Consider the following 7,031-nt stretch of genomic DNA (forward strand, 5'->3'; position numbering starts at 1 on the left):
GTCGTCGGCGGATGAGGATCTGCCGCTGGGGGAGAACGTGCGGCGCTATTACGTCGCCGGCAGCCCGCATGGCGGCGGCGCGGGCGGGTTCAGGCATGAGGGGCAGGGGAAGGGGTTCAGCTGTCCGGGCAACAACTTCGGGAGCGCGACGCTGGCGGCGAATCCGGTGCCGCATCGGGAGATCCGGAATCTGCTGAGCGAGGCGATGCGGGATTGGGTGTTGGGGGGGACCACGCCGCCGGCGAGTCGGTATCCGACCTTGGCGCGAGCGGAGTTGGTCGATCCGACGCGTGAGGCGATGGGCTTTCCGCGTGGCATTCCGGGGATCGCGGAGAGCATCTTCAGGCCGGAGAACTTCGTGTTCCCGGTGCTCGATTACGACTGGGGGGCGGGGTTCGATCGGGTCGAGGCGGCGGGGGTGGTGGAGCTGGTGCCGCCGAAGATCCGGCGCGTGTTGCCGGCGAAGGTGCCGCGCGTGGATGCCGATGGCAATGAGGTCGGCGGCGTGCCGACGGTGCTGACGATGGCGCCGCTGGGGACCTATCTGGGGTGGAACATCACCGCGGACGGGATTCACGCTGGGCAGGTGTGCAACTACGCGGGCGGGTATGTGCCGTTCGCGAGGACGCGGGCGGAGAGGGAGGCGAGCGGGGATCCGCGGTTGTCGCTCGAAGAGCGGTATGGGGATCGGGCGGGGTATCTGAAGGCGGTGCGACGGGCTGCGGATGTCGCGCTGGGGCAGGGGTATCTGCTCAAGGTCGATCATGAGCGGCTGTTGAAGGAAGCAGCCGGCAGCGATGTGATGAGGTGAGAGCCCGAAGACCCTCTCCCCCACCCTCTCCCGCAAGCGGGCGAGGGAGCTGCCAGCGCTCAAGCAGTAGCGATGCAGTGTCAGCTGCGATGCCAGCTGCAGAACAAGTTGAAGCCCGCTCCTCCTCTTACTCCCTCTCCCGCTTGCGGGAGAGGGCAGGGGAGAGGGTCTTCGGGGCTCACCGACCACATCCCCGCCCCGTCCTACTCCCTCTCCCGCTTGCGGGAGAGGGCGGGGGAGAGGGTCTTCCGGCTCACCGCGCCGCGCTCTGCGCCGGCGCCTCAGCGTCCCACCCCCCAGCCAGCGCCTTATAAACGCCGACCAACGACGTCGCCGCCGCCGTCTGCGACTGCGCCAGCTGATTCCTCGCCGCGAGCAACTCCCTCTCGGCGTCCAGCACCGCCAGGAAGTCGCTGATCCCGACCTTGAACCGTTCCCTGGCGATATTGGCCGCCCGCTCCGCCGACACCGCCGCATCAAACAACGCCTGCGCCTGCTCCTGGCTGCGGTTGTAGGTCACCAGCGCGCCCTCGGTCTCCTCCAGCGCGCCCAGCACCGTCCGCTCATAGCTCGCGAACGCCGCCTCATTGCGCGCATCCGCCGCCGCGATCTGCGCCCGGATGCGCCCGAAGTCCAGCAGGTTCCACACCAGCTGCGCGCCCAGGTTGTAGGCATACGCCGGCCCGTCGCCCAGATCGCCGATGCGCGTCGCGTTCTGCCCGATCGTCCCGCCCAGCGTGACACGCGGGAACATCGACGACTTCGCCACGCCCACCCGTGCCGCCGCCGCGGCGACTTGCGCCTCGGCCGCGCGCACGTCGGGACGACGACGCAGCAGATCCTCCGGGGTGCCGATGCGATCCAGCGCGACAGACTTCAAGCCCGGCAGCGGCTTCACATCCGACAGCTCCACATCCAGCGCCGTCGGTGGCTGACCCGTCAGCACCGCGAGGCGATAGCGCGTGCGCGCCAACGCCATCTCCAACGCCGGAATCGTGGCCGCCGTGCTCTGCACCAGCGCGCGAGCGCGCTCGGTATCAAAGCCCGTCCCGCGCCCCGCTTCCTGACGACCCGCCACCAACTTCAGCGCACCTTGCTGCGTCTCCAGCGACTGCTTGGCCACGCGCAGCTGCTCCTGCAGCCCGCGCAGCTCGAAGTAGTTGCGCGCCACTTCCGCGGCCACGCTGACCTGGGCCGAGCGCAAGCCCGCTTCACCGGCCAGCAGATCGGCGGCGGCGGCACGGCGATCGTCGGACAGGCGACCGAAGAGATCGGCCTCCCACTGCACGTCGAAGCCGACCGAGAACGCGTTGTTGGACTGCGGATTCCCTTGATAGTCGGGCGCCCGCACGCGGCCCGCGCCGCCGGTCAGGTTCACGCTCGGCAACAGCTGCGCATCGGCGAAGCGCGACAGCGCCCGCGCCTCGCGCAGATTGGCCGAGGCGATCCGCAGATCGGTGTTGGCCTGCAGCGCGCGGTCGACCAGCGCGTTCAGCTCGGCGTCATTGAAGCCTTGCCAGAAGCGGCCCACCGGCGCTTGCGCCAGCGTCGCCGCATCGCCTTGCGGCGCGTTGGCGAAGCCCGACGCCAGCGGCACTTCGGATTTCTTCGGCGCGGGGGCCGTCGAGCACCCCGTCAGCGCCACCGTCGCGGCCGCCGCGGCGGCCATCAAAGAGACTCGGTAGAACATCATGCGCCCCCCTTCGGCGAAGGCGTGCCGCCCTTGGGCGGATTGGCGTCATCGACGCCCGGATGGAACGGATGGGCGGCGGCATCGATCTGATGACGCAGCTCGGCTGCGTGGGCGCGTTGCTTCTCCGTGCCCTTGCGCAGCAGCGAATAGAAGACCGGCGTCAGGAAGATGCCGAACAGCGTCACGCCCACCATGCCCGAGAACACCGCGATACCCATCGCGCGACGCATCTCGCTGCCGGCGCCGGAGCCCAGGATCAGCGGAATGACGCCCGCGCAGAACGCGATCGAGGTCATCAGGATGGGACGCAGACGCATGCGGCAGGCGTGGATGACCGCGTCCAGCATGGACTCGCCGCGCTCCTCGAGCTCCTTGGCGAATTCCACGATCAGGATCGCGTTCTTGCACGCCAGACCGACCAGCACCACCAGCGCCACCTGCGTGAAGATGTTCAAGTCCCCGGCCTGTGCGAACGGTGGGAAGTGCGACAGCCAGACCCCGAACAGCGCCGACAAGATGCACATCGGCACGATCAGGATGATGGCCAGCGGCAGCGTCCAGCTTTCATACTGCGCGGCCAGCACCAGCACCACCAGCAGCACCGAGATCGCCAGCACCGCGCCCAGCGTCGGGATCGAGAAGCCGCCCACCTTGATGTCCCGCGTCAGGCGGTCCTGGTAGGTCAGCTCGGTCCACTCGTAGGTCATGCCTCGCGGCAGGTTCTTCAGGCGCTGCTCCATCTCGGCCTCGGCCTGGCCGCTGGAGAAGCCGGGCTTGGCCGCGCCGTTGATGTCGGCGCTGGGGAAGCCGTTGTAGCGCGTCACCCGCGTCGGACCGAAGGTCGGATCCACCTTCATCAGCGCGCCCAGCGGGACCATCTCGTTGCGCTCGTTGCGCGTCTTGAGGTCGGTGATGGCGCTGGCGTTGGCGCGGTAGGGCGCATCCGCCTGCACGATCACCTGATAGGTCTTGCCGAAGCGGCTGAAGTCGTTGACGTACAGCGAGCCCAGGTTGATCTGCAACGTGTCGTAGATGTCCTGCAGCTTCACGCCCATCTGCTTGGCCTTGGTCCGGTCGACGTCGGCGAAGAGCTGCGGGACGTTGATGTCGTAGGTCGAGTAGGGCGTGCCGATGCCGCTCTTGGGATCGCCGTAGATCGGTCCCAGCGTGCCCCAGACGGCGCCGAACAGCGCCTGCTCGCCCAGACCGCCGCGGTCCTGCACCTGCACCTTGAAGCCGCCGGCGTTGCCCAGGCCGTCCACGGCGGGCGGCGGCACGACGAACATGCGCGCGCCCTGGATCTGTTGGATCGCGCCGTTGACCTTGCCCAGGATCGCGTCCTTGGAGAGGTCGGCGGAGGTGCGTTTCTCGAAGTCGTCCAGGCCGAAGAACACGATGCCTTCGTTGGGCGCGGCCGAGAAGCCCGCGATCGACAGGCCCGGGAAGGCGATCGAGTCACGGATGCCCGGCACCTTGAGCGCGATGTCGCTCATGCGGCGGATCACTTCATCGGTGCGGTCCAGCGTGGCACCGGCCGGCAGCTGCGCGATGCCGATCAGGTACTGCTTGTCCGGCGCCGGCACGAAGCCCGACGGGATGCGGGTGAACAGCAGGGCGGTCAGGCCCAGCAGCACCGCGTACACGATCAGCGCGCCCGACTTGCGCTTGAGGATGCCGGTCACGCCGCGGCTGTAGGCCTCGCTGCGACGCTGGAAGAAGCAGTTGAACCAGTGGAAGAACCGGCCGAACAGCTTGTCCATGACCTTCATGATCGGGTCCTTGGGCGCGTCGTGCGGACGCAGCAGCAAGGCCGCCATGGCGGGCGACAGGGTCAGCGAATTGAACGCGGAGATCACCGTCGAGATCGCGATCGTGACCGCGAACTGGCGATAGAACTGGCCCGACAGGCCCGGGACGAAGGTCAGCGGGATGAACACCGCGCACAGCACCAGCGCGATCGCGACGATGGGTCCGGAGACCTCGCGCATCGCCTTGACCGTGGCGTCATGCGGCGTGAGGCCGTCCTCCAGATTCCGCTCGACGTTTTCCACCACCACGATCGCGTCGTCGACCACGATGCCGATGGCCAGCACCAGACCGAACAGCGTCAGCGTGTTGATCGAGTAGCCCAGCAGCAGCAGCACCGCGAACGTACCCACGATGGACACGGGCACCGCGAGCAGCGGGATGATGGACGCGCGCCAGGTCTGCAGGAAGATGATCACCACCAGCACGACCAGCAGCACGGCCTCGATCAGCGTGTGGATGACCTTCTCGATGGAGGTCGCGACGAAGCGCGTCGGGTCATAGACGATCGCGTAGCTGACACCCTCCGGGAAGCTGGGCTTGAGGCGCTCCATCACGGCGCGCACGTCCTCGGAGATCTTCAGCGCGTTGGACTGCGGCGCCTGGAAGATGCCGATGCCCACGGCTTCCTTGTTGTTCAGCAGCGAGCGCAGCGCGTAGGTGCCGGGGCCCATCTCGACGCGGCCCACGTCGCGCACCTTGACCAGGCCGCCGGTGGCGGTGTCAGTGCGGATGATGATGTCGCCGAACTGATCTTCGGTGACCAGGCGGCCCTGCGTGTTGATCTGCAGCTGGAACTCGGTGCCCTTGGGCGCCGGCGGCGCGCCGACCACGCCGGCCGCGACCTGCGTGTTCTGCTCACGGATCGCGTTGACCACGTCGTTGGCGGTCAGGCCGCGCGCGGCGAGCTTGGCCGGATCCACCCAGACGCGCATCGCGTATTCACCCGAGCCGAACACCTGCACCGAACCCATGCCCTGCACGCGCAGCAGCTCGTCGCGCACCTGCAGCTGCGCGTAGTTGCGCAGATAGAGGGCGTCACGGCTGTTGTCCGGGCTGACCATGTGCACGACCATGGTCAGGTTGGGGCTGGACTTCTCGGTCGTCACGCCGATCTGGCGGACGATTTCCGGCAGACGCGGCAGCGCGCGGTTGATGCGGTTCTGGACCGCCGTCTCCGCGGCTTCCGGATTGGTGCCGATCTTGAAGGTGACGGTCAGCGTCATGCCGCCGTCGGCCGTGCCCTGGCTGTCGAAGTACAGGACGTTCTCGAGGCCGTTGATCTGCTCTTCGAGCGGCGTGGCGACGGTCTCGGAGATGACGCGCGGGTTGGCGCCGGGGAACTGGGCGCGCACGACGACCTGCGGCGGCGCGACTTCCGGGTACTCGGAGATCGGCAGCCGGAAGATCGCCAGCAGGCCGACCAGGAAGATGAAGATCGAGAGCACGGCGGCGAACCGCGGCCTCTCGATGAAGAAGCGGGAGATATCCATGAGCGACCTCGCGCGGGATTACTTCGATGCCGCGGGGGCGGCCGGCGGGGGCGCGATCGGCTGGCCCTTGTCGTCGAGCTTGACCTGCTGCGGCGTCACCGGGGCGCCGGGCTGGGCATGCTGGAGGCCGTCGATGATGACGAGCTCACCGGGCTTGACGCCCTGCACGGCGCGGAAGCCGTCGAACAGGGCGCCGGGCACGACCGGGCGCGGCATCACGACGTTGTTGGGGCCCACGACCATGACGACCTTGCGGGTCTGGTCGGTGCCGATGGCGCGGTCCGGGATGAGCGTGGCGGGATAGGCGCCGGCCCCTTCCAGCTTGACGCGCGCGAACAGGCCGGGCGTGAAGCTGCCGTCCTTGTTGTCGAAGACGGCGCGGCCGCGGATGGTGGCGGTGGCCGGGTTGAGGCGGTTGTCGACGAAGTCCATGCGGCCCTCGTGCGGGTAGCCCTGCTCGTTGGCCAGGCCCAGGAAGACCTTCATGGCCTGCTCGCGCTTGGCGCCGCCGGCGCGGGCGGCTTGGACGTACTTGAGGTAGGTGGCCTCGCTGGCGTCGAAGTAGGCGTAGACCTTGTCGCTGGAGACGACGGTGGTCAGGACCGGGTCGCCGACGGTGACCAGGTTGCCGGGCGTCACGTTGGCGCGGGAGCTGCGGCCGGAGACCGGGGCGCGGACCTCGGTGAACTCCAGGTTCAGCTTGGCCTGGACGCGGGCGGCCTCGGCGGCCTTGACGTTGGCTTCGCCGTTGCGGACGGCGGCCTTGAGCTGGTCGATTTCCTGCTGGCTGACGCCTTGGATCGCGACGAGCTTCTCGGCGCGGCCGAGGTCGGCCTTGCTCAAGTCATAGGCGGTCCTGGCGGCGGCGAGCTGGGCGTCGGCGCGGGCGACTTCGGCGGCGAAGGGGCGCGGGTCGATGGTGAAGAGCGGATCGCCCTTCTTCACGAGCTGCCCTTCGCGGAAGTGGACCTTGTCGAGGGTGCCGGCGACGCGAGCGCGGACTTCCACGGTATCGGGGGCCTCCAGGCGCCCGGTGAATTCATCGAATTCCTGGACGTCGCGCGAAATCGCGGCGGCGACGGTCACGGGCGGAGGACCGCCGTGCTGCTGTTGTTGATCCTGTTGTTGTCCACATGCCGCCAGCATCAGCGCCATAAAGGCGCTGGCGACGGGCTTGCGCTCGAAGAACGTTCCGGCCATGCATCACTCCCAATACCCGCGCGGCGTC

4 protein-coding genes are annotated in these 7,031 nt (G+C 68.4%); 1 reads left to right on the plus strand and 3 read right to left on the minus strand.

Annotated features, from left to right (window positions below):
• Positions 1-811, plus strand: an 811-nt coding sequence (locus ABDW59_RS24425; RefSeq protein ID WP_343634062.1) for an alpha/beta hydrolase domain-containing protein, incomplete at its 5' end; no start/stop codon positions are given.
• 253 nt (positions 812-1,064) lie between these two features.
• Here ABDW59_RS24425 and ABDW59_RS24430 read toward each other — a convergent pair.
• The 3 genes from ABDW59_RS24430 to ABDW59_RS24440 are packed head-to-tail and all read right to left on the minus strand — an operon-like array spanning position 1,065 to position 7,003.
• Positions 1,065-2,504, minus strand: a complete 1,440-nt coding sequence (locus ABDW59_RS24430; RefSeq protein WP_343634064.1) for a TolC family protein — start codon at positions 2,502-2,504, stop codon at positions 1,065-1,067.
• Positions 2,501-5,803, minus strand: a complete 3,303-nt coding sequence (locus ABDW59_RS24435) for a multidrug efflux RND transporter permease subunit (protein ID WP_343634066.1) — start codon at positions 5,801-5,803, stop codon at positions 2,501-2,503. Before ABDW59_RS24435 ends, ABDW59_RS24430 begins: the two co-directional genes overlap by 4 nt.
• Before the next feature lie 18 nt (positions 5,804-5,821).
• Positions 5,822-7,003, minus strand: coding sequence for an efflux RND transporter periplasmic adaptor subunit (locus ABDW59_RS24440; protein WP_343634067.1), 1,182 nt, complete (start codon positions 7,001-7,003; stop codon positions 5,822-5,824).
• Between the last annotated feature and the right edge of the window lie 28 nt (positions 7,004-7,031).

Origin of the sequence: Roseateles sp. (genome assembly GCF_039595295.1) — a bacterium.
Classification (GTDB): Bacteria; Pseudomonadota; Gammaproteobacteria; order Burkholderiales; family Burkholderiaceae_C; genus Roseateles.

Bases quoted from the DNA above. Each gene is read 5' to 3' on its own strand.
- ABDW59_RS24430 (WP_343634064.1), bottom strand. From the start codon at position 2,504: ATGATGTTCTACCGAGTCTCTTTGATGGCCGCCGCGGCGGCCGCGACG.
- ABDW59_RS24435 (WP_343634066.1), bottom strand. From the start codon at position 5,803: ATGGATATCTCCCGCTTCTTCATCGAGAGGCCGCGGTTCGCCGCCGTG.
- ABDW59_RS24440 (WP_343634067.1), bottom strand. From the start codon at position 7,003: ATGGCCGGAACGTTCTTCGAGCGCAAGCCCGTCGCCAGCGCCTTTATG.